A 25,099-nucleotide genomic window follows, 5' to 3' on the forward strand; every position below is an offset into this window, starting at 1 on the left:
CCTTCTCCTAAAAACCTTGGGCCTTGGCGCGGGCCAGGGCATCGCGCCAGAGTGAAAGGCGCGTGAGCGGGTTGCCGGCGCCTTGCGCGCCCACGCCCCGCCACAGCCCCTCGGCGTTGAAGCTGAATACCGGCGCCAGATCGGGCCGCTCGCCGGCGCGCTTCAGCTCGGGGTCGATGTTGTCCAGGATCCAGGGCTCACCCTGGGGCGTGGGGTACCAGGCCAGCACCATGTGCGCCTGCGGGCGGCCCTGGTACTGGGCACGCACATAGACCAGGCGCAGGCTGCTTTCGGGCAGCCCTTCGGCCAAGAGCGCGAAGTACTTGGCCATGGCCAGGTCCTCGCAGTCGCCGCGGCCCTTCTCGAACATCTCCAGCGGGCTGGCCCAGTAGTCCACCTGGCCCCAGATCTGCTGGTCGGTCTGCCACTGCACGCGCTGGTTGATGTAGTCATTGACCTCGCGCACGCGCTGCGCCGGCGCCTGGGCCGGACTGCGCTCGATCAGCTCCACCAGGCCCTGCACCACCCGCTGTGCCGGGGGCGGCAGCTGCACGGCCTGCTCCAGCAAGCGGGCGCGTTCCCAGGCCAGCACGGGCAGGGCCAGGGCCAGCAGCAGAACGGGAAGCAGGCGGCGGTCGATCACGGCAGCGGGCACTGTAGGGGCAGGCCTTGGCGGCCCCATGGCTGAAAAACCCTGGCGCAGCGCGAATTCCTGCGCTCTTGCCGCAGGGGCGTGGGGTGCCCCCTGGGTATGCTTTCGCGATGCAGATCGCCGCCGTCCAACAAGAGATCCAGACCGCCCGTGAGCGCGGCCCGCTGCGCGAGATCAAGATCCCGCCCTGCCCCGAGCACCTGCGCCGCCTGCGCGCCGCGCTGGCCCTGCCACAGCCCGATCTGAACGAGGTGCAGGCCATCGCCGCCGAGGACGTGGCCATGTCCGCCACCCTGCTGCGCGTGGCCAACAGCCCGGTGCATCTGGGCGGCGGCAGCCCCTGCGTGAGCGTGGGCCAGGCCATGACGCGCCTGGGGCTCAACCTCACCGCCGAGCTGATGACGGGCTTTCTGGTGCGCAACGCCATACCGGTCAACAGCCCGCACCTGGCGCGCTTCTGGGAGCGCAGCAGCCGGCGCGCCGCCGCCATGCGCCTGCTGGCGCCCAAGCTGCCCGGTCTGGACGTCGACCTGGCGAGCAGCTTCGGCTTGTTCCAGCATGTCGGCATGCCGGTGCTGCTGCAATCGGTGCGCGGCTACGGCGCCACCATGGTGGAAGGCGCGGCGCGCCTGGACCGGCCCTTCGTCAAGACCGAGGACATCAACCACAAGACCAACCACGCCGTGGTGGGTGCCCTGGTGGTACGCGCCTGGGGCCTGCCCCAGCCCCTGATGGCCGCGGTGCGCCTGCACCATGACTTCACAGTGCTGACGGACCGCGAGATCGAGCCCGGCGTGCCCCTGCTGGTGGCCGCCGGCCTGGTGGCCGAGCAGCTGATGCGCCGCACCGAAAGCCTGCCGCCTGACGCCGATTGGACGCAGCACGGCGAGGCCGTGCTGAACTGGCTGCACATCCACGCCAACGAGCTGGACGAGTGGGCCGACCAGCTTGCCGAGCTCGAAGACTGACGGGTCGGATCGCTTTCAGCCGGGTGGCGGCCCGGACGCGAGCCTGAGCAAACGCCAGCGAAGCTTTGGCAGCGCCGCCCGCAGGGCCTGCAGATCGCTCTGCGCCAGCGGTGTGGTCACGTAGTTCAAGGGAGCCGGCTGCTGGGCGGGGCGCACCCCCAGCTTGAGGCGCAGCACCTCGTCTGACTGCAGATGCACCAGAACGCTCGCTACCCCACGGTGGCCGCCCGCGGCGCCATCCATCTTGATGCACACATCGCCCATTGGAAGGTTGATGTCGTCATGCACCAGAACGATCCGCTGCGGCGCCAGCCCCCAAAGGCGCGCCAGGAGCTGCACGATCTCACCGCTCAGATTGATGGCCACAGCCGGCTTGATGAAAAGCAGGGCGCGTCCCTCGATCACCAGCCGGCACCAGGGGCCCAGCGGAGATTCAAGCCAGTCCTGTCCGCTTTCGGCCACCAATGAATCCAGGGCCTGAGAGCCAGCATTGTGGGGGCTGTCCTGGTAACGCTGCTCGGGGTTGCCCAGCCCCACCACCAGGAGGGTGAAGGCGTCTGACGGCGGCCACGCCGTGCTGCCCAGGCCTGCCGCCCATTCCTGCCGCTGTGCGCGGCTCGGCCCGGCGGCTGGGCGGTCTTGCAGCCGCTGCGGGCAGGTGGTGCAGAACTCGCCGCGCCTGCAGTCGTCCTGCCAACAGCGGATCTCGCCGGTCTGGGCGAGCACCAGGCGCTGCAGGTGGTCGATCCTGGCGGTGCCCTTGAGCAGGACCAGATCGCCGGCCTGCAGTTGCAGGTGCAAGTGGCCATGGGCCATCCAGACAGAGTCAAAGGCTTTGATGCGCTGCCGCAGCTCCGGGCTCTTGGTCGCCAGGACAGTGGTCGACCAAGGGCCGACCACGAGCACTTCATCGCAAACCTCGGCGAGCAGCAGCGCCGCGTAACGCAGCTCTTTTTCCTTGCTGAAACCCGATCGCCGGTCGGAAATCTCACCCAATACGGCGAACTTGCGCGGCGCGCGCGCGGCCCGGAGCAAGTCGGCGCAGGACTGCAGCGTCCAGACTGGCGCCTTGAAGTCGTCGCGCACAAAGTGCACACCCTCTGGGGTGCTCACCGGCTGCATCCGACCCTCGAAGGGCGGAACAGCCGCCAAGGCCTCCGCGCATTGCCGCAGGCTCAGCCCGAAGGCCAGACCAACCCCCACCGCACCCAGCACCGAGGGCACCCAGTGGGCTCCGCACAGCTGCGTCCGTACGGGTACCCGCTGCCCTTGATAGACCAGGGTGAAGCTCAGCCGCTCAGGCCAGGCCGCCTGCACGGCTTCCGCCTGCAAGTCCGCCGGTGCCGACTGCCCATAGCTGAGCACCTTGCCAGGGCAGTCCGATGCCATGGCCCGCACCGCCGGATCGTCGGCATTCAGCACCGCCGTGCCCTGCGGGCCCACGGAACGCACCAACCATCGCAATTCATCGGCCACGGCTTGCGGGTGCTGGAACGCGGCGGCGTGGTCGTCGCGGAACACGGTCACCAAGGCGATGGAAGGCCGCAGCAGCGCGACGTTCGTCTGCATCACGCCCGGGCGGTCCTCGCTGACTTCCAGCAGGCCGTACTGGTGCCAGGGCCGCAGGCGCATCACCATCTTCGCCACTTCCGGCACCACGTTGAGCGAGGCCTGCGTCGCCACGCCGCGCCGATGTGCGGACAGGATTCCGCGCAGCAGTTCCTTGGCCGTGGTCTTGCCGCCACTGCCCGCCACTGCAATGCATACCGGCCCACGCAAGAGGCTGCGATAGCGCAGCGCGCAGCGCACCCAGAGCGCATCCACCGCCGCGTCCCCCAGGCGTGCACGCACGCGCCAGGCCAGCGCACGCACCAAGGCCCGCATCAAGCGCCCGCCTCCGGGGAGCTGTGCTCGATCATCTGCTGCAGGCGTGTCACCGCCAACGCCAGTCCGGCCTCGGCCTGCACCCGCAGCGCACCCTCCAGGGGCTCCACCACATAGCGGGCCAGCGGGAGCTTCATCACCTCCGGCCTGGCGCCCAGCTTGAGGCGTCGGAAGCGATCCGTCTGGAAGGCCACCAGCACCGAGTCCACCCCGCGGTGCCCGCCGGCACTACCCGAAGCGCGCTGCTTCACCTCCCCCAGTGGCCGGCTCAGGTCGTCGTGCACCAGCAGCATCTGGCTCACGGCCAGGCCCCACTCGCGTGCCAGGGTCTGCAGCAGCGGTCCGGTGAGGTTCATGTGCGCCTGCGGCAGCAGCAGGCTCACCCGGCGCCCGCCCAGGAGGCCGCAGGCCACATGGGCCGCGGCGCCCCGGTGCCAGGGCCAGCCCTGCTGCTGCGCGAGGGCCTCCACCACCGCCCGCCCCAGGTTGTGCGGGCTGCCCTCGAACGGGCTGCCCGGGTTCCCCATGCCCACCACCACCCACTCCGTTGGGCTTGGAGGCGCAGCTGCCCAGGGGTGTTCAGGCTCCAAGCCCCGCCCCACCGGGCAGGGCGGCGCTTCGGAATGGTTGGGCGGCCGGCTGCGTATCGTCAGCTGGTGGCACTCCGAGCAACGGCGCGTGAGCTTGCAGTCGTCGCGCCAGCAATCCACCCGGGCTGTCCGGTTCAGCACCAAGCGCTCCAGATGGTCCTGCTTGTTGGTGCCCTTGATGAGCACCAGATCACCCGCCCGCAACTCCGCTTTCAGGTACTCGGCCACATCAAGCACGCTGGAAAACGCGAGACGACGCCCCGCACCACCAGGGCGTCCGGACAAGGCCGCCGTCGCCCAGGCGCCCACGTAAAGGGCCAGGTCCACCGCCGCATCCAGTTGCTCGGCCCACTGCGCGTAGCGCTTGGCAGCCCCCACGCCAGGGCCGAAGTCCGACAGCGTGCCAATGACCGCCAGCTTGCGCGGCGCCTGGGCACGCCGCAGGAAGTCCACGCAGGCAGGCAGGGTCCACAAGGGCGCCTTGTAGTCATCCCGAATGAACTGCACCCCATCCGGCGTGGCATGCGGCTGCATCCGGCCCGGTACTGGGGCTTGAAGGGCCAAGGCCGCCACGCACTGGCTCAGGCTCATGCCACAGGCCAGGGCCGTGGCCACGGCGCCCAGCACGACCGGTACCCAGTGCCGGCCACACAGCTGGGTCTGCGCCAGCAGGCGCTCGCCGCGGTAGCTCAACACCAGGTGCAGACGCTGGGGCCAGTCCCCCTCGACAGACTCGGCGCGAACATCGGCCGCGGGCGAAAGCCCATAGGTCAGCACCTGGGCCCGGGTGTGAACCCGCAGGGCCGCAATATCCGGTTCGTCCGCGTTCAGCACCGCCGCGCCATGCGCAGGCAAGGCGGCCACCAGGCATGCAAACTCCGCCAGCACCTGGTCGGGATGGTCGAAGGACGCCGAATGGTCGTCACGGCGCAAGGTCACCAGTGCCACCGTGGGCCTGAACAGGGCCACGTTCCGGGCCATCGCCCCCGGCTCGTGCTCGGTCAGCTCGGCCACCGCGTGGTGGTGCCAGGGGCACATGGCCAGCACCACCCGGGCGATGTGGTGGAGCATGTTCAAGGAGCCCGGGTTCGCCACACCGGGGCCCTGCGTCTTCAGCAAGCCGTGCACCAGCTCCTTGGCCGTCGACTTGCCGCCACTTCCGGTGACGCCGACGGCGATCGGGCGTCGAACCAGGGGGCGGTAGGCCACGGCCAGCCGGACCCAGCAGCGATCCACGCGCGCATCGCCCAAGCGGGCGCGAATCCGCCAGCGCAGCGCCCGATCCAATCGGGTCAGCAGGTCCACGTTGGGCAGCCTCGTCACCCCCGCCCCCTCGACAACACCGGGATGGCAACGATTGTGACCGGCTGTTACCCCGGCCGAATGCTGCAGGCGAAGGAGGCGGCCGCCTCAGCGCCTCGGGTTGGCGGTTGGCGCCGCACCCACCCAGGCTTGTCGGATGGCCGCACCGCAGGCCGATGAATCCGCACCCGCACCGCCCGCGTCAAAGCGCGCCAGCACGCCGTAGTGGCTGCGTTGGGCATCGATCCAGGGGTAGAAGCCGAACGCGCCCGCGCTGCTGAAGGCGCCATCGCCGGCCGGGTCGTCCTCGATCCAATGGCCCAGGCCGTAATGCCAGCTCTGCGTGGCCGGCACCGGGGTGTAGAGGGCCTGGCTGCAGCGCGTGGGGTTGGTGCACACGGCCTGGGCGCCCAGCCAGGCGCTCATGCGCAGCTGGCCACCCAGCAGTTTGCGCAGGAAGGTGGCGTAGTCGCGTGCCGTCATGCGCAGGCCGCCGGCGGGCTGGGGCTGCAGGTAGGCCAGGGCGATGTCCTGGCCCAGCAGGCGGCGCAGCTCGGCGGCCAGGCCGGCGTTGTCGAGTGCCCCCAGGCCCATGCTGGGCAGGCTGGCGTGCTTTTGCATGTGGCCGCCGCCGTAATAGAAGAAGCCCTCGTGGGCTGGCGTCTTGACGCCGTTGTTGTCGCGCGCCAGGCAGCTGGCCACCGTGTCCTGCGCCTGGCAGCCATTGGGCGGGAACTGGGTGTAGCCGCTGCGGAAATTGAGGAACTGAATGTCCTCGGCCGTCGGCTGGCCGGCACGGCGCTCCAGCACGTAGGCGGCGTAGATCCATTTGCTGGACGAGGCAATCGGCAGCTGGCTGCCGGCTTCGATGCTCGGCAGGCCCAGCGAGCCGCCGGCCAGACGCTGGCTGGCGTCGCCGATCTCCCAGTAGAAGGGCCGCACGGCCGTGCAGCGGGCATCGCTCTGGGCCGCCTGGCTGGCGGCGGCCACGCGCGCGGCCAATTGGCTGGGCGGGCTGACCGGTGGCGGGCTCAGGGCCAGCAGGCTCAGGCGGCCATCGGCGTCCAGGCGCAGCAGGGCATCGCGGTAGAGCTGCCCCTCCACCTCGACGGTGGGAATGCGCAGCTGCTGGGTGGCGGGGTCAAAGCGGGCCTGGGCCCCGACGCCGCCTGTGAGCAGGGTCAGGAGCACAGAAAACAGGCGGCGGCCGAAGCGCATGGCGGACTCCCAAAGGCAAGGGGCCCATTGGGCCCCTGCGCTGTTGCTGTTTTGTTGCCTGATTACTTCTGGGTCGGCACCGTCACCCAGGCCACTTCCAGCCAGTTGTCGGGCCGGTGCACGGCCTTCAGGCCGGCACGCGCCGCCCAGGGAATGACCTGGCGGTGCAGCGGGATCAGATGGGTCTGGGCACGGAACTCGGCCATGGCGGCGCGGATCAGCTGCTCGCGCTTCTTCACGTCCACCTCAACGGCGCTCTGCGCGGCCAGTTGGTCGAACTTGTCGTTCTTCCAATTGCCGTAGTTGTAGGCACCGATGCCCTTCTCGCCGCGGTTGCGCAGCACCGGCGCGAAGATGGATTCGGCATCGGTGATGGCGCCGCCCCAACCGTACAGGTAGAGGCTGGTGTCCAGCTTTTCCAGCTTGGGGAAGTAGAGCGAGCGCGGCATCGGGTTGACCTTGACCTTGATCTTGAGCTGCGCCCACATCGAGGCCAGGGTCAGGCAGATTTCCTCGTCGTTGATGTAACGGTTGTTCGGGCAGTCGAGCGTCACTTCGAAGCCATCGGCATAGCCAGCCTCGGCCATCAGCTTCTTGGCCTGGTTCAGGTCATAGGGCAGGCGGGTCTGCACGCTGGGGTCGTCGAAGCTGGCCTTGGGCGAGGGTGTCAGGCCGCCGGTGGGCGCGGCCAGGCCGTTCATGAGCTTGACGCGGATGCCCTCGATGTCGATGGCGTGATAGAGCGCCTGGCGCACGCGCAGGTCTTTGAAAGGGTTCTTGCCATTGGCCGTCTTGCCGTAGAGCAGGCTGTCGCGCGCCTGGTCCATGCCGATGAAGACGAGGCGGTTCTCGGGCCCGTCGATGATCTGCAGGCCAGGCTGCTGGCGCAGGCGCGCGATGTCGCGCGGCGCGGGGTCGAGCACGAAGTCGAGCTCGCCCGAGATCAGCGCGGCCAGGCGGGTGCCGTCGTTGCCGATCGGCGTGAACACGATCTCCTGCACATTGCCCTCGAACTTGCCCCACCAGTTCGGGTTGCGCTTGTAGACGTTCTTCACGCCCGGCTGGCGGCTCACCAGCATGTAGGGCCCGGTACCGTTGGCGTTCAGGCTGGCGTAGCTCTCTTCCTTGTTCTTGAAGTCGAGCGGCTTGGTGACGCGGTTCTTCTCGCTCCAGCCCTTGTTCATGATCCACAGCAGGTCCATGTGCTGCAGAAAGATCGGGTTCGGGCGCTCGAGCTTGAACTCGACCGTCAAGTCGTCCACCTTGCGTGGCGTGCCCACCGCATTGGCGTACTGCACCAGCTGCGAGGTCGGCTCCTTGGCACGCTGGATGGAGAAGATCACATCCTCGGGTGTCAGCGGCGCGCCGTCGTGGAACTTCACGCCCGGGCGCAGCTTGAAGCGCCAGGTCAGCGGGTCGGGGTTGCTCCACTCGGTGGCCAGGCCCGGCACGATGGCCATGGTCTTGTCGCGATTGACGAGCTTTTCGTAGACCTGACCATTGATCATGTTGGTCATTGACTCGTTCTGCGAGTGCGGGTCGGCGGTCTGCAGATCGCCCTGGCTGGCCCAGCGCAGGGTTTGCGCCTGAGCGCCAAAGGCAAGGAGGCTGGCGGCGGCCAGCGCCGTCAGGAAAGGCTTGATCATGGGCGTGGGAGCCGCTCAGCGCGGCTGGGTCCAGAGGTCATTGAGCTGGGTGAAGCCCCAGGCGTTCGGATCTTCGCGGCTGACGATCTTGTCATTGGCCTGTGCAAGATCGAGGTCGGTGACATCGATCGGCAGGTTCGACTTGGTCGAGAAGAACACGCGCACCTTGGGTGCCGTGAGTTTGCCGGGGTTCTGGTCGATCACGACCGCCAGCTTGCCCGAGTGCAGCTTCACCAGTGTGCCCACCGGGTAGATGCCGATCGAGACCACGAAGGCCTGGAACACCTTGGGGTCGAAATGGCCCTGCCACTGCGCCATGCGGGCGATCGAGGCCGCCGGGTCCCAGGGAGATTTGTAGGGGCGGTTCGAGGTGACGGCGTCGTACACATCGCAGACCGCGCCCATGCGCGAGAACAGCGTGATCTGGTCGGCCTTGAGCCGGTGCGGGTAGCCGCCGCCGTCCATCTTCTCGTGGTGGTGCAGGCAGACGTCCAGCACGTTCTCGTCGAACGCGCCGCTGGCCTTCAGGGCCTCATAGCCGCGCGCCGGGTGGCTGCGCATGACAGCGAACTCAGGGTCGGTCAGCGCGCCGGGCTTGTTGAGAATCTCCAGCGGCATCAGCATCTTGCCGACGTCGTGCAGCAGCCCGGCCAGCCCGGCGGCACGCTGCTCGTCCTCCGAAAGCCCCAGCTGCTTGCCCAGCGCCACCATCATGGCGCACACGGCCACCGAGTGCATATAGGTGTAGTCGTCGCGTGTCTTCAGGCGCGCCAGGCTGATCAGCGCCGAAGGGTTGCGCCAGACCGAGCCGGTGATGTCCTCCACCACCGGAAGGCATTCCTCGCTCTTGATGGCGCGGCCCAGGCGGGCCTCGTTGAACATGCTGATGACCTGCTTCTTGGAGCGCTGCATCAGCTCGGCCGCCTGCTCCAGTTCATCGGCAAAGCTGCAGGGCTTGGGCGGCGGCAGCTTGGCCGCCACGGGCGCGGACGCTTTGGGCGGGGCCGGGGGCGGCGCGGCGGGCAGTTCAATGGCCGGCGCTTCGTCTGCAGTGGCGAGCGACTCCAGCACGTCCTTGCCCTTGACCACATCGATCCAGATGTAGGGCACACCGGAACGCTTGAGCGCCTCCAGATCGCTCGGCTCCTTGAGCAGGAAGCGTGTCTTCCAGAAGGGATGCGATAGCCAGGAACCCTCCATCGACTGGAGGAACATGCCCAGTTCGGCTTGGGACGTCGGGATTTTTTTCAGCATGGCCGGCGCCAAAAGTATCAGCGCAATTCACGACCGATCACCCCGGGCGATCCCGAAAACAAAAAGGCCACCCAGAGGGCGGCCTTGTCAGCGCGGTGTCAGCTAGGGTGCTCAGCGCGTCGCCGACTGCGGCACGGTCTTCAGTTCGCCCGGCAACGAGGCCAGGTAGGCGGCGATCTGCTTCAGCTCGGCCGGCTTCAGTTCCTTGATCTGGCCCTGCATGATGGCGTTGCCACGGCCCCAGGTGGCCTTGCCCTCGGCCTGGTAGCTGCGCAGCGCCACATAGAGGAAATCGGCGTGCTGGCCGGCCAGCTTGGGGTGGTTGCCGTCCAGGGTCTTGCTGAAGTTCGCGCCGTGGCAGGCGGTGCAGGCCTGCAGCTTGGCGGCGATGGCCTCCGGCGCGGCGGCCACGGTGGCCGGGGCCGGCTCGCCCTTGCCCTGCTGCTCGTAGAAGGCGCCGATGTCCTTCATGTCCTGCTCAGTCAAGGAGCCGGCGATGCCGCGCATCGTCGGGTGCTTGCGGTCCCCCTTGGCGTAGGCCTGCAGCGCCGCCACGATGTAGCCGGCGTTCTGACCCGAGATCTTGGGCACGCGGTACACCTCAGGGAAGCTGGCGCGGTACTCAGGAATGCCATGGCAACCGATGCACATGGCGATCTTTTTGGCGCCGGCGGCGGCGTCCTGGGCATGGGCCGGCAGGGCGGCGAGGGCGACGAAGGCGATCGCAAGGGCAGAGAGCAGCTGGCGCATGGTGTTCTTGAAGGAGGCGTCAGGAAATGGGGGCGCATTCTATGGGCTGGGCGGAACCGGCTTGACGCAGGTCAATTCCTATACTGCCCCGCATGAAATTCGAAGGCTCCGCCCACTACGTCGCCACCGACGACCTCAAGCTCGCGGTGAACGCCGCCATCACCCTGCAACGCCCGCTGCTTCTGAAGGGCGAACCCGGCACCGGCAAGACCCTGCTGGCCGAGGAAGTGGCCGGCGCCCTGGGCCTGCCGCTGCTGCAGTGGCATGTGAAGAGCACCACCAAGGCCCAGCAGGGCCTGTACGAGTACGACGCCGTGAGCCGGCTGCGCGACAGCCAGCTGGCGGATGTGGAAGCTTCGGAGAAGGTCAAGGACATCCACAACTACATCCTCAAGGGCGTGCTGTGGCAGGCCTTCGAGGCCGACCAGCCGGTGGCGCTGCTGATCGACGAGATCGACAAGGCCGACATCGAGTTCCCCAACGACCTGCTGCGCGAGCTCGACCGCATGGAGTTCCACTGCTACGAGACGCGCCAGACCATCAAGGCCAAGCACCGACCGCTGGTCTTCATCACCAGCAACAACGAGAAGGAGCTGCCGGACGCCTTTCTGCGCCGCTGCTTCTTCCACTACATCAAGTTCCCGGACGCCGAGACCATGCAGCGCATCGTCGACGTGCACTTCCCGGACTTGAAGAGCGAGCTGCTGAGCGCCGCGCTGAAGAGCTTCTACCAGGTGCGCAACCTGCCCGGCCTGAAGAAGAAGCCCTCCACCAGCGAGCTGCTGGACTGGCTGCGCCTGCTGCTGGCCGAGGACATCGATGCCAGCCAGCTCGGTGCCGCCGAGAGCGGCCCGACCCGCGTGCCACCGCTGGCCGGCGCCTTGCTGAAGAACGAGCAGGACCTGACCCTGTTCGAAAAGTTGCTGCACATGCAACGTCACAACCGCTGATGCACGTCCGCCCCGTCGAACTGACCCAGGCGCCGGTGCGTCTGGTGCCGCTGAGCCTGGACCACGAAGACGGCCTGCGCGCCGCCGCTGCGGATGGCGAGCTCTGGAACCTGACCTTCACCTCGGTGCCCGAGCCGGATGACACGCGCGGCTACATCGAGCGGGCGCTGGCCCAGCAGGCGGCCGGCAACCGCCTGCCCTTCGCGGTGCTGGACAGTGCCAGCGGCCGCGTGCTGGGCAGCACCAGCTACCACGACATCGTGGCCGACCTGGACCGTCTGGAGATTGGCTACACCTGGTACGCCCAGTCCTGCTGGCGCACGGCCATCAACACCACCGCCAAGCTGCTGCTGATGCAGCACGCCTTCGAGACCCTGGGCGCTGCCCTGGTGGGCTGGCGCACCGACATCCTGAACCTGCGCAGCCAGGCCGCCATCGAGCGCCTGGGGGCGCACCGCGAGGGCGTCATCCGCCACGACCTGCGCCGCCGCGACGGCACGGTGCGCGACACCGTGCGCTACAGCCTGCTGGCCAGCGAATGGCCGGCCGCCAAGGCGCGGCTGCTGGTGCGCCTGGCGCGGGCCTGAATCAGGCCTCCAGTTCCACCCGGTTGCGGCCGGCGGCCTTGGCGCGGTAGAGCGCGGCATCCACCCGCGCAAGCAGGCTTTCCGCGCTGTCGTCGGCACGCGCCAGGCCCACGCCCAGGCTGATGCTGAGCGGCAGCGCAGCGGCACCCAGGCGCAGCGGCTCGGCCGCCACCGCCAGGCGCTGGCGCTCCGCCACCGCACGGGCGGTGGCCGCGTCCACATCGGGCAGCAGCAGCACGAACTCCTCACCGCCAAAGCGGGCCACCAGATCCACCGGCCGGGCCTGCGCGCGCAGCTGCGCAGCCAGATGGGCCAGCGCGCGGTCGCCGATCGCGTGGCCCTGCTGGTCGTTGACGCGCTTGAAGTGGTCCACATCCGCCAGCGCCAGCGCAAAGCCGCCTTGGCCCGCACGCAGCCGGGCCAGCAGGCGGGCCAGGTGCTCGTCGGCGGCGCGGCGGTTGGGCAACAGGGTCAGCGCGTCTTGGCGCGAAAGCCGGTGCAGGCGCCGCACCAGGCGCAATGCCACGCACAGCGCCAGCACCAGGTGCATCACCAGGCCCAGGGTCATCATGATGGTCAGCACGATGATGTTGGGCGGGGTGTCGACGTAGAGCGGCCGCACGGCCCCGGGTGGCACCACCAGGGCCAGCAGGGCGCGCAGCAGGAACACCCCGGCCAGGGCGCGCAGCGGCCAAACCACCAGGCGCACGGCACCCAGACCCAGCTCCTGGCGCACCGGCAGACGCACGGTCTGCGCCAGGCGCAGCAGGCAGTAGGCGTTCAGCAGCGAGGCGGTGGCAATGCCCCAGAACAAGGGCGCACCACCCAAGTGCCCGCCCCAGGCGCAGGCCACGGCCAGCATGGCCACCAGCGCATGCTCGCCGTCCTGCCGCGGTGCGCGCAGCAAGATCTGCAGCCCCAGGCGGAGCAGGATGAAGACGCCCGGCGCCATCATGTTGGTGAAGCTGTGGCTGAAAGCGAGTCCGAGGTTCTGGCCCAGCACCGTGCAGCCCACCACGCCGGCGGCCCAGAGCGCGGCGGCGGCCCAATGCAGGGCCGGCACGCGCGGCACCACCTGCACACGCGCGGACAGCCACCACATCAGCGCCGCCAGCGCCTGCTGCAGGACGATCACGCCCATCAGCAGTTCGGCCAGGCTGAGGCGCGGCATCAGCTGCGCGCCTCCTGCAGCGCCCCCAGCACCACCCGATTGCGCCCGCTGCGCTTGGCCTCGTAGAGCGCCGCATCCGCCGCGCTGATCAGGGGGCCTGGCGGCCCGACGCTGGACGCGACGGCGACGCCGATGCTGACGGTCAGCGCCAACTCGCCCTCATCCAGCCGCAGCGGGCTGCCCACCACCAGCGCGCGCAGCTGCTCGGCGCGCTGGCGCGCCTGCTCGGGGTCGGTATGGGCCAGCAGCAGCAGGAATTCCTCGCCCCCCAGGCGCACCACCCCATCGCCGCTGCGCACGCTGCGGCGCATCAGCTCGGCCAGATGCTGCAGGGCCTGATCGCCGACCGCGTGGCCATGCCGGTCGTTGACCTGCTTGAAATGGTCAGCGTCCACCGCCAGCGCGGCCAGCGGCAGGCGGTGGCGCAGGCTCACCCAGCGCTCCTCCAGACCGCGACGGTTGCTCAGGCCCGTGAGCGGATCTAGACGCGACAGCTGCTGCAGCTTGCCCACCAGGCGCAGCGCCACGGTGAGCGAGAGCATGACGTGGAACAGCACGCTCATGCTGAGGTAGGCCATCAGCAGCGCGATGTTGCTGGGGCTGTCGGCCGTCATCGCTTGCGCGAAATGCTCGGGCTGCAGCCAGGCCCCGAGCCCGCGGCCGCCGAACAGCAGGGCCATCAGCACCAGCGGCCAGCACACCAGGCGCGCGCCACGCAAACCCAGCTCGCGCCGCGCCGCGCCGTGGACGCAGGCCGCGCCGCGGAGCAGGCTGGCGGCCGACAGCAGCGAGGCCTGCACATGCCACCAGCGCTCCCCTGCCCCCAGCAGGAACCCCAGCGCCGCCCCGCCCAGGGCCAGCAAGATGACGAACAGGTGCTCACCGTCGCGCCGCGGCTGGCGGAACAGGATCTCCAGCCCCAGGCGCGTGAGGATCAGCGCGCCGGGCAGCAGCAGGGCCGGCAGGCCAAAGCCGTACCAGGGATCGGGCGCCATGAGCACCGGCAGGCCGGCGCACACCGCCACCCACGCCGAGGCTGCCACCCAGTGCAGCGAAGGCACGCGCGGCGCCACGCGCAAGCGCACGGCCAGCAGCCAGATCACGGCGGCCAGCAGTTGCTGACTGGCCACCAGCACCAGCAGCAGTTCGGCGAAATTCAGGCGTGCCACGCTGCCAGCGTAGCCGTTCGCCACCCAGGGGTTTGCCCGGGTTCGCGCCAGTTGGCGTTCACAATCGGCCCATGCTTGTGCCCTTCTTCCAGACCCTTCGTGCGGCCCGCCTGCCGGTCTCGCCCAAGGAGTTCCTGACCCTGCTGGACGCCCTGCGCCAGGGCGTCATCGAGCCCTCGCTCGACCAGTTCTACAGCCTGGCGCGCACCATCCTGGTCAAGGACGAGGCCCTGTACGACCGCTTCGACCGCGCCTTCGCCGCCTTCTTCAAGGGCGTGGAGCTGAAGCTGGAGCTGGCGCGTGACCTGCCCGAGGACTGGCTCAAGGCCCAGCTGAAGCTGGAGCTGACGCCCGAGCAGCGCGCCCAGCTCGAAGCCCTGGGCTGGGACGAGCTGATGGATACGCTCAAGAAGCGCCTGGAGGAGCAGCGGGAGCGCCATGAAGGCGGCAACCGTTGGATCGGCACCGGCGGCACCAGCCCCTTTGGCAACGGGGGCGTCAACCCGGCCGGGGTGCGCATCGGCGGCGCTGGCGGGCAGAAGTCGGCCGTCAAGGTCTGGGAGCAGCGCGGCTACCGCGACTACGACGACTCGGTCGAGCTCGGCACCCGCAACATCAAGGTGGCGCTGCGCCGCCTGCGCCGCTTTGCGCGCGAGGGTGCGGCCGATGAGCTGGCGCTGGACGACACCATCCGCGCCACCGCGGCGAACGCCGGCTACCTCGACATCAAGATGCGCCCCGAGCGCCACAACAAGGTCAAGCTGCTGCTGCTGATGGACGTGGGCGGCACGATGGACGAGCACATCCACCGCGTCGAGGAGCTCTTCAGCGCCACCAAGAGCGAGTTCAAGCACCTGGAGTTCTTTTACTTCCACAACTGCGTGTACGACTACGTGTGGAAGAACAACCGCCGCCGCTTTGCCGAGAAGACCCCGACCTGGGACCTGATCCACAAATACAACCGCGACTACAAGCTGGTGTTCGTGGGCGACGCCACCATGAGCCCCTACGAAATCCTGCAGCCTGGCGGCAGCGTCGAGTACATGAACGAGGAGGCCGGCTCGGTGTGGCTGGACCGGCTCACGCAGGCCTTCCCGCGCCACGCCTGGATCAACCCCGAGCCGCAGGGCGTGTGGGAATACCGCCAGAGCATCCACCTCGTTCAAGGCCTGATGCACCAGCACATGTACCCGCTCACGCTGTCCGGCCTGGAAGCCGCGATGCGCCATCTGAGCAAATGAGGCCGGCGCTTCTGGCGGCCGCGCTGTGGCTGGCCGCCCCCGCCTGGGCCCTGCCCAAGGCGGTGGACATCGAAGCGCCGAGTGCGCTGGCCACCCTGCTGCGCACCCATCTGGACCTGAGCCAGGCCCTGCAAGGCCGCAGCCCGCCCACCGAGCTGGAGTGGGCCCGCCTGTGCCGCCTGGCCCCGGCGCAGGCGCGCGCGTTGCTGGAGACCGAGGGCTACTTTGAGGCCCATGTGCAGCTGGACTGCGCAGCCGGCCGCCTGCAGATCGAACCGGGTGAGCCCGCACGCGTCAGCGAACTACTGCTCAGCGGCCCCGAGCCTGAGCTCGGGCGCTGGCAGACCTGGCGCGCCGCCTTTGCCCTGCGCGTGGGCGAGCGCTTTCGCCAGGCCGACTGGGACAGCGCCAAGCGCAGTCTGCTGGCCCAGGTGCGCGCCCAGGGCCATGCGCTGGCGCGCTGGGAACGCACCGAGGCCGAAGTGGACGGCCGCAGCGTGCGCCTGACGCTGCAGTTGGAGCCCGGGCCCGAGGTCCTGCTGGGCGAGCTGCGCTTTGAGGGCCTGCAACGCCATCGTGAGGAGGAGCTGCGCGAGCTCCTTGGGCCGCTGCGGCCTGGCCGCCGCTACACCGAGCAGCGTCTGCTCGACGCCCAGACCCGGCTGCAGCGCAGCGGCCTCTTCGATGGCGTGTGGGTGGAGTTGGACGGGGAGGAGCTGCAGGAAGGCAACCGCCTGCCGGTGCGCATCCGCGTCAAGGAAGCCACGCGCCAGCAGCTCGCCCTGGGCCTGGGTTGGCAGACGCGCAGCGGCGCGCAGGCCAGCGTCGAGCATCTGCACCGCCGCTTCCTGGATCAACCCCTGCGCGCGCGCAGCCGCGCCCAGCTGGCGCAGCATGCGCAGCTCCTGGAGCTGGAGCTCTCCACCCACCCTGGGCGCCTACAGCAGCGCTGGGTGGGCGCGCTGCGCTGGCAGCGCAACGAAGAACCCGACACCACGCCCTACACCCTGGGCAGCCTGCGCCTGGGCCGGGTGGAAGAGACCAACCGCAACGACCGCAGCTACGGCATCGAGCTGCTCAGCAGCCGTCAGGGCGAAGGCGAGCTGGCCGCGCGCAGCCAGGCCCTGCTGGGCCAAGCCGGTGCAGCCTGGCGGCGGCTGGACAGCATCAGCCTGCCGCGCGAAGGCTGGCTGCTGGTCGGACAGTTGAGTGCTGGCCCCGCCCGCTCCCGGCAGCAGGCGCTGCGGGAACAGGGCGGGCTGGCGCGGGCACAGGCCCGCGGCCAGCTCTACCTGCCCCTGGGCCCGGCCAGCAGCGGTCGCGGCCTTGCCCTGCGCCTGGAAGCCGGCCAGCTCTGGGCGCCGGCCGCCCTGCAGGCGCCCGAATCCCTGGCCTTCCGCGCCGGCGGCGATGATTCCGTGCGCGGCTACGGCCCGCGCAGCCTGGGCCCGCAGCGCCTGGGAACCAAAGGCCTGGAGCCCGTGGGCGGTCGGGTGCTCTGGACAGCCAGCGCCGAGGCCCAGCAGGCCCTGCCCGCCAGCTGGTTCGGCGGCCTGGGCGGCTTTGGCGGCGCCGTGTTCGTGGACGCCGGCCAGGCCGCGCCGAGCTGGCGCGCCGCCGGCACACCCGGCGTGGGTGCGGGCTTGGGCCTGCGCTGGCGCAGCCCGGTGGGCCTGCTGCGCGTGGACCTGGCGCGCGCCATGAGCGACCAGCCCCAGCAGGCCGCCGGCCAGTGGCGTTTGCATCTGTCAGTGGGCATCGCGCTATGAAGCGGGCGCTGCGTGGGAGCCTACTGCTGCTCCTGCTGACACTGGCCGCCGTGGCCGCGCTGCTGGCGTGGAGCCAGCAGGCCAGCGGCCTGCGCTTCTGGCTGGCCCGCACCGGCGTGCAGGCCGAGGGCCTGCAGGGCAGCTTCTGGAGCGGCCTGCGCGTCGAGCAGCTGCGCTGGCAGGGCGCGGACGGCACGCGCCTGGAGCTGCAGGGCCTGCAGTGGCAGCGCGAGGGCTTGAGCCGCCAAGACGGCCGGTGGCATCTGCAAGGCCGCCTGGGCGCGCAACGCCTGGCGCTGCAAACCGGCCAGCCCGGCACCGAGCCCCTGCGCCCCGAGGCCCTGCTGCAAAGCCTGCGCCTGCCGCTGGACCTGAGCCTGAGCGCATTGAAGATCCAGGAACTGAGCCTGGACGGCCGGCACCTGCAAGGCCTGAGCCTGCAGCTGCAGGCGCGCCAGGACCCGCTGTGGGCCGTGCAGCTGGCGCCGCTGAGCCTGGCCAAGGGCAGCGCCCAGGGCCAGGCATGGCTGCAGGCGAACGGCCAGCTCAGCGCCCAGGCGCGCTGGCAGGTGCCGGGCTTCGACCCCGTGCAGTTGCAGGCCCAGGGCAGCCTGGCCGCGCTGCGCCTGCAGGCCCAGTTCGGCCCGGCGGCGCAAGCCCAGGCCGATCTGCAGCCCCTGGCCGCCCAACCCCTGCAGCAGCTGCGCCTGCAACTGGAGGCCTTCGACCTGCGCCGCCTGCACCCGCAATGGCCGCATACGGCCCTGAGCGGCGAGCTGCACGCCCAGGTGGATGCCCAGCAGGTGGCCGAGCTGCAGGCCCGCATCAGCAATGGCGCCGCACGCCGGCTGGACCAGGACGGTTGGCCGCTGCGCGCGCTGGAAGCGCGGCTGCGCGTACCGCTGAACGACTGGCGCGGCCTGCGCGTGCAGGCCCTGGCGCTGGACCTGGGCGAAGCCGCCCGCAGCGCCGGCCGCCTGGCCCTGAAAGACCCCGCCGGCCTGCCTGCCCAAGACCGCTGGCAGGCCGACCTGAGCCTGCAACCCTTGCGCCTGAACGCCCTGCACGCCGGCTGGCCGGCCGCGCAGCTTGGCGGAGCGCTGGCGCTGGAGCAGATGCAGGACGCCCTGGAGCTGCGCCTGCAGGGCCAGCTGCAACCACCCGGTAAAGCGCTGGGCATCTGGCAGCTGCAGGCCCAGACGCGCCTGCTGCAGCTGCAGCCCACGCAGTTCCTGCTCAGCCTGCAAGGCCCCACGGGCCAGCAGCTCAGCGCACAAGCGCAGCAAACCAGCCCCGGCCACTGGCAGGCCCAGGCGCGCAGCCAAGGTGAATGGCCGCTGCCCGCCCTGGGCCCCTGGCCGGCGCAGCGCAGCCCGCTGCAGGCCGAACTGAAGGCCGAACTGACCCTTCCCAGCCTGAGCCTGGCCGCACTGCGCGAGGCCACCGGCCAGGCCCAGCTTCAGCTGCAGCCCGGCACGCGCTGGCTGGGCCTGCCGCTGGAAGGCCAGGCAACTTGGCAGCGCGCCCAGGCCGGCCAGCCGGCCCAGGCCAGCCTGCAGGTTCAGGCGCCCGCCAGCCTGGCGCTGACGGCGCAGGAACAGCAGACGGGTTGGATGGGCGGCTGGCAGCCCCTGCGGGCACGCGTGCAGGTGGACGAACTGGCCAGCCTGCGCCCCTGGTGGCAGCCCTGGCTGCAGGAAGCCGCCGGCCGCCTGCGCCTGCAGGCCGAGCAGCAGGGCGGCGTCTGGCAGGCCGAGGTGGACGCCGCAGCCCTGCGCCTGCGCCAGCCCCAGCAAGCACGCTGGCAGCTGGAAAGCCTGCAGGGCCGCGGCCGGCTGGATGCCCAGACCCTGCAGGCCGAACTGAGCCTGCGTGGCCTGGAAGGCGCCGGCCAAAGCCTGCGCCTGGCGCGCTTCAGCGCCCAGGGCCCGCTGGAGGCCCAGGCCTGGCGCCTGGACGCCGAGGGCCGTAGCGGCGCGCAGGACTGGCGCGTGGCCGGCCAGGCCCAGGGCCGTTGGAGTGGTGGTCAGCAGGACTGGCAGGCCCTGCAGCTGGACGCCGGCCCCACCCCGGCCAGCGCCTGGCTGCAGCTGCGCGAGGGTCACTTGAGCTGGCAGCCCGCCACCGGGCTGTGGAACCTGGGGCCCGCCCCGCTGCAGCTGCTGGGCGAGCCGCTGCAGCTGCAGCAGGCCCGCTACGCGCCCGAGGCCTGGCAGCTGCGCCTGCAGGGCCAGCCGCGCTTGGCGCCCTGGCTGCGCGCCGCCACCGCCTTCGAGTGGGAGGGCGGCCTGCGCACCCAACTGGAAGCCGACCTGCAAGGCCAAGGCAGCCAACTCAGCGGCAGCGTGCGCCTCAGCCGCCTTGAAGGCGACCTCAGCCTGCCCGACGACGCCGGCCAGCCCCACGCACTGGAGCTGCGCACGCTCGATCTGCAGGCCCAGCGCCTGGGGGATACCGCCAGCCTGAGCCTGCAGCTGGCCAGCCAGGCCCATGGCGAGCTGCAGCTGCAACTGGGCTTTGACGCCGCCGAGCAGCTCACGGGCCGCCTGCAAGCCCGCCTGCCCACCCTGCAGGCGCTGGAACCCTGGCTGCAGGGCAGCTTGGGTGGCCTGCGCCTGCGCGGCCGCGCCGAGGCCGATCTGCGCGTCAGCGGCCGGCGCAGCCTGCCGCTGATCCACGGCCCCCTGCGCGTGCAGGAACTCGCGCTACAGCACCCGGCCAGCGGCTTTGCCACGCAAGATGGCCAGGTCGAGCTGCGCTTCGAAGGCGCACAGGCACGCCTGGTGGATTCGCACCTCGGCGGTCAGCCGGGCGGCACGCCGGCCGAACGGGGCGGCCAGGTGCTGGCCACCGGCCAGCTGAACTGGCAAGCCGATCCGCAGGCCGACCTGCAACTGCAGGCGCAGGCCTGGCGCGTGCTGCAGCGCTACGACCGCCAGCTTGTGCTCAGCGGCGACGCCCAGCTGCGCCTGCGCCCCGGCCAGCTCGCCCTGCAGGGCGGCTTCACGGTGGACCAGGGTCGCTTCGACCTCGGCCGCGCCGACGCCCCGGTGTTGGGCGAGGACGTGCGCGTGCTGCGTGCCGGCACCGCACCCGTGCCGCGCAGCGGCAGCGCGCAGGCCGGCACTTGGCAGCCCCAGGTGGACCTGCGCCTGGACCTGGGCCAGCGCCTGACCGTGCGCGGCCGCGGCCTGCAAACGCGCGCCACCGGCCAGCTGCGCGTGCAGCAGGAGCCCGGCAAGCCGCCGCGCTGGAGCGGCCAGATCGAATCCAACGGCGGGCGCTACCGCGCCTATGGGCAGGACCTGGAGATCGAGACCGGCGTGCTGAGCTTTGACAAGGCCGGCCTGGACAACCCGCGCTTGGACCTTCTGGCCGTGCGGCCGGACCTGGAGCAGCGCGTGGGCGTGCGCGTGGACGGCCGCGCACAGAACCCGCGCGTGCGCCTGTACAGCGAGCCCGTGCTGTCCGACACCGAAGTGCTCTCCTGGCTGCTGCTGGGCCGTGCGCCGGATGAGCTGGGCAGCAGCGACGCCGCCCTGCTGCAACGCGCCGCCCTGGCCCTGCTGGCCGGCGAAGGCGAGAACCCGGCCTCCGAGCTGATGGGCAAGCTGGGCCTGACCGAGGTGAGCCTTTCGCCCACCGACGAAGGCGAGCGCGTGCTGCGCGTGGGCGCCCAGCTGGGCCGACGCTGGAGCCTGGCCTACGAGCGCAGCCTCGGCCAGGCGGCCGGCAGCTGGCAGCTCGCCTACCGCCTGGGCCAGCGCTTCACGCTGCGCGCTCGCAGTGGCGAGGACAGTGGCGTGGACGGGCTGTGGGTGTGGAAGTTCGACTGAGTGCCGTCAGGGCCAGAATCGCCGCCATGCGCCTGCAGTACCTGAGCATCTCCAGCAGCGAGGACGACAACGGCCACGGCAGTTGGGAGGCCATGGCCAGCGTGCGCCCGGCGGATGCCGCCGCGGCGCGCGCGGAGCTCGATCAGCTGCTCGCCTGGGCCGAGGCCCATGCCCCGGGACCGCGCGGCGCGCTGGAGGAGCACGGCGTCTGGGACGCCCACCTGCAGGAGCAGCAAGAAGGGCCCGAATGGACGACCCTGACCCTGACCCTGGTCGGCCCCGTGGCCTGGGGCGAGGCCCTGCTCCAGCAAGTCGACACCGAAGACGCATGACAGGGCGCCGCCCCCTTTTGCAAGGCGCCTTGCTCGCGCCCTGGCTGGCCCATGCGGCGCCAGCGGCCACGCTGAAGGCCGTGGCCGGCGACGGCACCGTGCCCTTCAACTACCTGCTGGACGGCCGACTGCAGGGCCTGAGCGTGGACCTGGCCGAGGAACTCGCGCGCCGCGCCGGCCTGCGCCTGGAGTTGGAGGTCCTGCCCTTTCGCCTGGCCTATGAACGCGGCCTGCACCAGCCCGATCTGCTGCTCTTCACCCTGGCCCGCACGCCACCGCGCGAGGCCCTGTTCGAGTGGCTGGGCCCGATTGCGCCGCGCGATGTCTGGCTCTGGAAGATGAAGCGCCGCACCGACATCCAGATCCGCAAGCTGGCGGAGGCCCGTCAGTACCGCGTGGGTGTGGCCTATGCCGACGCCATCATCCCGAAGCTGGAGCAGCTGGGCTTTGCGCCGCGCCGGAACCTGGAGGTGGTGCATGACCGGCGCGCGCTGGGGCGGATGCTGCGCATGGGCCGCTTCGACCTGATCCCGATGGTGATCTGGAGCGACGGCAAGCTGGACGCCGAGCCCGGCATGGCCGAAGAAGCACTGGAGCCGGTGCTGCAGCTCACCACCGAGGGCGGCTACTACTTCACCCTGGCCAAGGGCAGCGACCCCGAGCTGCTGCGCCGCCTGCGCCAGGCGCTGACCGCAACGAAGGCCGACGGCACGCTGGCGCGCCTGCGCCGGCAGTGGATCCCCAACCTCAGCGAAGCGGCCGACGTGCCCGCCACTGCGCCGCGCTGATGCCGTGCAGCATCATGTCGGCGCCGTACCAGGTGCCGAGGCCGCGTTCCTGCATGCCCAAGCGCTCCATGACCTTGGCGGAGTCGCGGTTGTCGGGGTGGCGCACCGCCACCAGCTCGGGCGCCTGCAGGCCGTCAAAGGCAAAGGCGGCCATGGCCTCGGCGGCCTCGCTGGCCAGGCCCTGGCGCCAGAAGTCCGGATGCAGGCGCCAGCCGATCTCGTGCGGGTTGCCGGGCTGGCGGTCCAGGTACTGGATGCAGCCCGCCCCGGCCACCCGGCCCGATGCCAGGTGGATGAAGGCCCACCAGGAGAAGCCCCATTCGGCCCAGCGCGCCTTGACGCGCTCGATCATCTCGCGCGTCTGCTCGGGGGTTTCGGGCGCGCCGCTGATGTAGCGCATCACCTCGGGCAGCCGGTTCATGGCCTGCAGGCCTTCGAAGTGGGCGTCGCGGATGGGCTCCAGGCGCAGGCGGGCGGTGTGCAGGATGGTCATGCGCAGCAGTTTCTCAGCTCGCCAAATGCGCGCCACCCGACTATCGTGCCAGCTCCCCATCTGGAAGGAGCCCCCGCATGTTCAAGAAGCTGGCTTCCGAGGCCCTGGGCCTCAGCGACATCGGCGTCATCGTGCCGCCGAGCGACTACAACAAGGTCGACGCCGACGATTACCTCTTCAGCGAGGACGGCGAGAAGATCTTCTTCCTCATCAAGTCCAAGAAGGACGAGTACTGCTTCACCAACCTGGCCCTGGTGCATGTGGATGGCGATTCGGCGGTGTCGAGCAAGCGCACCATCAAGCGCTACGAGTACGGCAGCCACCGCATCGGCCGCGTCACCATCGAGACGGCCGGCACCATCGACATGGATGTGGAGCTGAAGTTCACCATCGGCGACGCGCCGCCCTTCAGCATCGACGTGCGCAAGAGCTTCATCGAGCAGGTGAAGGACATCTACAAGGCGCTGATCATGATCGGCCGCCTGCAGGAGCGTGACGAGCGCGCGCGCGACAACGCCATGCACTGCCTGGGCGTGGTGGGGCAGATGTTCAAGCTCGGCACGGCCAGCGAAGAGGTCGTGACCGCCCACTACAACGCCCTGCTCAACAACATCAACGGCACCGTGCTGGAGCGCTTCCACCGCCGCGACTTCGCGCCCGTTTTCGAGCGCTACATCCACAACTGAGCGCCTTGGATCGGGCATCTGTGACGAACCGGTGACAATAGCGCCTGTTCACCCCCTACTCCGCGACGCGCCCGGCCACCACCGGGCGCGCGTTCGTTTGCCCCTCTGCACCACCCCTGGAGACCTGACCCATGCTGTTTGGAAAGCTGCTGCCGCGCGACGGCAATTTCTTCGAACTCTTCAACCAGCATGCCGATCAGATCGTCGAGGCGGCCAAGGCCTTCTCGCTGCTGGTGGCCAATTACGCCAATCTGGAGCTGCGCGCCAAGTACAACGAGCTGGTGGACCGCGCCGAGCATGACGCCGACCGCGTGACCCAGGAAGTCAACCGCGCCATCCACGTCACCTTCATCACGCCGATCGACCGCGACCAGATCCACGCGCTCATCAACACCATGGACGACGTGGCCGACCTGATCCAGGACTCGGCCGAGACCATGGCCCTGTACGACGTGCAGGTGATGACCGAGGAAATCAGCCGCCTGACCGACCTGAGCCTGAAGTGCTGCGAGCGCCTGCGCCATGCCGTGAGCCTGCTGCCGCGCATCGCCGAGCCGGCGACCATGGAAGCCGCGCTGAAGACCTGCGAGGAGATCGACCAGCTCGAAGGCGACGCCGACCGCGTGATGCGCATGGCCATGAGCAAGCTGTTCCGCGACTGCACCGATGTGCGCGAGCTGATCAAGCTCAAGGCCATCTACGAGCTGCTGGAAACCATCACCGACCGCTGCGAGGACGTTGCCAACGTCATCGAAGGCATCATTCTCGAAAACTCGTAAACCGCGGGCCCGTCACCAGTCATGGAAACGACCCAAACCGCGCTTTACGTGGTCATGGTGCTGGTCACCCTGGCCCTGCTGTTCGACTTCATGAACGGCTTCCACGACGCGGCGAACTCGATCGCCACCGTCGTCTCCACCGGCGTGCTGCGCCCCGGCCAGGCCGTGGTGTTCGCCGCCTTCTTCAATTTCATCGCCATCTTCATCTTCCACCTCAGCGTGGCGGCCACGGTGGGCAAGAACATCGTGCAGCCCGGGGTGGTGGACACCCATGTGGTGTTCGGCGCCCTGTGCGGCGCCATCAGCTGGAATGTCATCACCTGGTACTACGGCATCCCCTCCAGCAGCTCGCATGCGCTGATCGGCGGCATCGTCGGCGCCACCATCGCCAAGGCCGGCGCCTCGGCCCTGCTGGCGGCGGGCATCATGAAGACCGTCGTCTTCATCTTCGTCTCGCCGGTGCTGGGCTTCGTGCTGGGCTCGCTGATGATGGTGATCGTGGCCTGGATCTTCCGGAGCACGCGGCCCACCAAGGTGGACAAATGGTTCCGCCGCCTGCAGCTGGTTTCGGCCGGCGCCTACAGCCTGGGCCATGGCGGCAACGACGCGCAAAAGACCATCGGCATCATCTGGATGCTGCTGCTGGCCACCAACTACGCCGATGCGGCCGACAAGTCGCCCCCCACCTGGGTCATCATTGCCTGCTACGCCGCCATCGGCCTGGGCACGATGTTCGGTGGCTGGCGCATCGTCAAGACCATGGGCCAGCGCATCACCAAGCTCAAGCCGGTGGGCGGCTTCTGCGCCGAGACCGGTGGCGCCCTGACCCTGTTCCTGGCCACGGCGCTGGGCATCCCGGTGTCCACCACGCACACCATCACCGGCGCCATCGTCGGGGTCGGCTCGACGCGCCGCGCCAGCGCGGTGCGCTGGGGCGTGGCGGGCAGCATCGTCTGGGCATGGATCCTGACCATCCCGGCCTCGGCCTTTGTCGCCGCCATCGGCTACTGGCTGAGCCTGCGCCTGTACTGAAC

21 protein-coding genes are annotated in these 25,099 nt (G+C 69.9%); 11 read left to right on the forward strand and 10 right to left on the reverse strand.

The genetic code is table 11. The features are described 5' to 3' along the window. Nucleotides 1–7 precede the first annotated feature (7 nt). Nucleotides 8–643, reverse strand: coding sequence for a transglutaminase-like cysteine peptidase (locus tag I7X39_RS02680; RefSeq protein ID WP_310739838.1), 636 nt, complete (start codon nucleotides 641–643; stop codon nucleotides 8–10). Nucleotides 644–762: 119 nt separating this feature from the next. Between I7X39_RS02680 and I7X39_RS02685 the strand changes: the two genes are divergently transcribed. Then, complete coding sequence (locus tag I7X39_RS02685) at nucleotides 763–1,620, forward strand: HDOD domain-containing protein (protein ID WP_198109427.1); 858 nt, start codon at nucleotides 763–765, stop codon at nucleotides 1,618–1,620. Between the two features lie 15 nt (nucleotides 1,621–1,635). On the opposite strand, the gene pth (I7X39_RS02690) is transcribed toward I7X39_RS02685, so the two are convergent. The 6 genes from pth (I7X39_RS02690) to I7X39_RS02715 form a co-directional block, all read right to left on the reverse strand. Then, nucleotides 1,636–3,504: an aminoacyl-tRNA hydrolase gene (gene pth / locus I7X39_RS02690; protein WP_198109428.1), complete on the reverse strand. Its 1,869-nt coding sequence runs from the start codon at nucleotides 3,502–3,504 to the stop codon at nucleotides 1,636–1,638. Beyond that, a complete protein-coding gene (pth, locus tag I7X39_RS02695; protein ID WP_198109429.1) occupies nucleotides 3,504–5,399 on the reverse strand; it encodes an aminoacyl-tRNA hydrolase in 1,896 nt (631 codons plus the stop codon). Before pth (I7X39_RS02695) ends, pth (I7X39_RS02690) begins: the two co-directional genes overlap by 1 nt. Before the next feature lie 105 nt (nucleotides 5,400–5,504). Continuing rightward, nucleotides 5,505–6,614, reverse strand: a complete 1,110-nt coding sequence (locus tag I7X39_RS02700; protein WP_198109430.1) for a serine hydrolase domain-containing protein — start codon at nucleotides 6,612–6,614, stop codon at nucleotides 5,505–5,507. 62 nt (nucleotides 6,615–6,676) lie between these two features. Then, nucleotides 6,677–8,260, reverse strand: coding sequence for an ABC transporter substrate-binding protein (locus I7X39_RS02705; protein ID WP_232351679.1), 1,584 nt, complete (start codon nucleotides 8,258–8,260; stop codon nucleotides 6,677–6,679). 15 nt (nucleotides 8,261–8,275) lie between these two features. Further along, the gene (locus tag I7X39_RS02710; protein WP_198109431.1) at nucleotides 8,276–9,514 is read right to left on the reverse strand and encodes a cyclic di-GMP phosphodiesterase; all 1,239 of its coding nucleotides are present in this window, start codon (nucleotides 9,512–9,514) and stop codon (nucleotides 8,276–8,278) included. Nucleotides 9,515–9,625: 111 nt separating this feature from the next. Beyond that, a complete protein-coding gene (locus I7X39_RS02715; protein WP_198109432.1) occupies nucleotides 9,626–10,264 on the reverse strand; it encodes a c-type cytochrome in 639 nt (212 codons plus the stop codon). Nucleotides 10,265–10,356: 92 nt separating this feature from the next. Between I7X39_RS02715 and I7X39_RS02720 the strand changes: the two genes are divergently transcribed. Continuing rightward, a complete protein-coding gene (locus I7X39_RS02720) occupies nucleotides 10,357–11,214 on the forward strand; it encodes an AAA family ATPase (RefSeq protein ID WP_198109433.1) in 858 nt (285 codons plus the stop codon). Then, entirely contained in the window at nucleotides 11,211–11,801 is a 591-nt protein-coding gene (locus I7X39_RS02725; protein ID WP_375140735.1) for a GNAT family N-acetyltransferase, read from the forward strand. The genes I7X39_RS02720 and I7X39_RS02725 overlap by 4 nt, the downstream gene beginning before the upstream one ends. A 1-nt stretch (nucleotide 11,802) precedes the next feature. On the opposite strand, the gene I7X39_RS02730 is transcribed toward I7X39_RS02725, so the two are convergent. Together I7X39_RS02730 and I7X39_RS02735 are read right to left on the reverse strand one after the other, a co-directional pair. After that, nucleotides 11,803–12,972 carry a GGDEF domain-containing protein gene (locus I7X39_RS02730; RefSeq protein ID WP_198109435.1) on the reverse strand — a complete coding sequence of 390 codons (1,170 nt, stop codon included), beginning with the start codon at nucleotides 12,970–12,972 and terminating at the stop codon, nucleotides 11,803–11,805. Beyond that, complete coding sequence (locus tag I7X39_RS02735) at nucleotides 12,972–14,141, reverse strand: GGDEF domain-containing protein (protein ID WP_198109436.1); 1,170 nt, start codon at nucleotides 14,139–14,141, stop codon at nucleotides 12,972–12,974. The genes I7X39_RS02730 and I7X39_RS02735 overlap by 1 nt, the downstream gene beginning before the upstream one ends. Before the next feature lie 71 nt (nucleotides 14,142–14,212). Here I7X39_RS02735 and I7X39_RS02740 point away from each other — a divergent pair, with 71 nt between their 5' ends. The 5 genes from I7X39_RS02740 to I7X39_RS02760 are packed head-to-tail and all read left to right on the forward strand — an operon-like array spanning nucleotide 14,213 to nucleotide 22,107. After that, entirely contained in the window at nucleotides 14,213–15,382 is a 1,170-nt protein-coding gene (locus tag I7X39_RS02740) for a vWA domain-containing protein (protein WP_198109437.1), read from the forward strand. After that, on the forward strand, nucleotides 15,379–17,151 hold the full coding sequence (locus I7X39_RS02745; protein ID WP_198109438.1) for an autotransporter assembly complex protein TamA: 1,773 nt from the start codon (nucleotides 15,379–15,381) through the stop codon (nucleotides 17,149–17,151). The genes I7X39_RS02740 and I7X39_RS02745 overlap by 4 nt, the downstream gene beginning before the upstream one ends. 50 nt (nucleotides 17,152–17,201) lie before the next feature. Then, nucleotides 17,202–20,987 (forward strand): translocation/assembly module TamB domain-containing protein, encoded by a 3,786-nt coding sequence (locus I7X39_RS23580; protein WP_198109439.1) that lies wholly within the window; start codon nucleotides 17,202–17,204, stop codon nucleotides 20,985–20,987. 26 nt (nucleotides 20,988–21,013) lie between these two features. Next, nucleotides 21,014–21,319 (forward strand): hypothetical protein, encoded by a 306-nt coding sequence (locus I7X39_RS02755; RefSeq protein ID WP_198109440.1) that lies wholly within the window; start codon nucleotides 21,014–21,016, stop codon nucleotides 21,317–21,319. A gap of 29 nt (nucleotides 21,320–21,348) precedes the next feature. After that, the gene (locus tag I7X39_RS02760; RefSeq protein ID WP_198109441.1) at nucleotides 21,349–22,107 is read left to right on the forward strand and encodes a substrate-binding periplasmic protein; all 759 of its coding nucleotides are present in this window, start codon (nucleotides 21,349–21,351) and stop codon (nucleotides 22,105–22,107) included. Here I7X39_RS02760 and I7X39_RS02765 read toward each other — a convergent pair. Beyond that, complete coding sequence (locus tag I7X39_RS02765; protein ID WP_198109442.1) at nucleotides 22,067–22,600, reverse strand: GNAT family N-acetyltransferase; 534 nt, start codon at nucleotides 22,598–22,600, stop codon at nucleotides 22,067–22,069. The genes I7X39_RS02760 and I7X39_RS02765 overlap by 41 nt on opposite strands. Nucleotides 22,601–22,677: 77 nt before the next feature. Here I7X39_RS02765 and I7X39_RS02770 point away from each other — a divergent pair, with 77 nt between their 5' ends. The 3 genes from I7X39_RS02770 (at nucleotide 22,678) to I7X39_RS02780 (ending at nucleotide 25,097) form a co-directional block, all read left to right on the forward strand. After that, the gene (locus I7X39_RS02770) at nucleotides 22,678–23,286 is read left to right on the forward strand and encodes a PH domain-containing protein (RefSeq protein ID WP_198109443.1); all 609 of its coding nucleotides are present in this window, start codon (nucleotides 22,678–22,680) and stop codon (nucleotides 23,284–23,286) included. A 131-nt stretch (nucleotides 23,287–23,417) separates the two neighbouring features. Beyond that, the gene (locus I7X39_RS02775) at nucleotides 23,418–24,065 is read left to right on the forward strand and encodes a DUF47 domain-containing protein (protein ID WP_198109444.1); all 648 of its coding nucleotides are present in this window, start codon (nucleotides 23,418–23,420) and stop codon (nucleotides 24,063–24,065) included. Nucleotides 24,066–24,086: 21 nt separating this feature from the next. Beyond that, nucleotides 24,087–25,097 (forward strand): inorganic phosphate transporter, encoded by a 1,011-nt coding sequence (locus tag I7X39_RS02780; RefSeq protein ID WP_198109445.1) that lies wholly within the window; start codon nucleotides 24,087–24,089, stop codon nucleotides 25,095–25,097. The last annotated feature ends 2 nt before the right edge of the window (nucleotides 25,098–25,099 follow it).

This window comes from Inhella proteolytica (assembly GCF_016093275.1).
GTDB lineage: Bacteria > Pseudomonadota > Gammaproteobacteria > Burkholderiales > Burkholderiaceae_C > Inhella > Inhella proteolytica.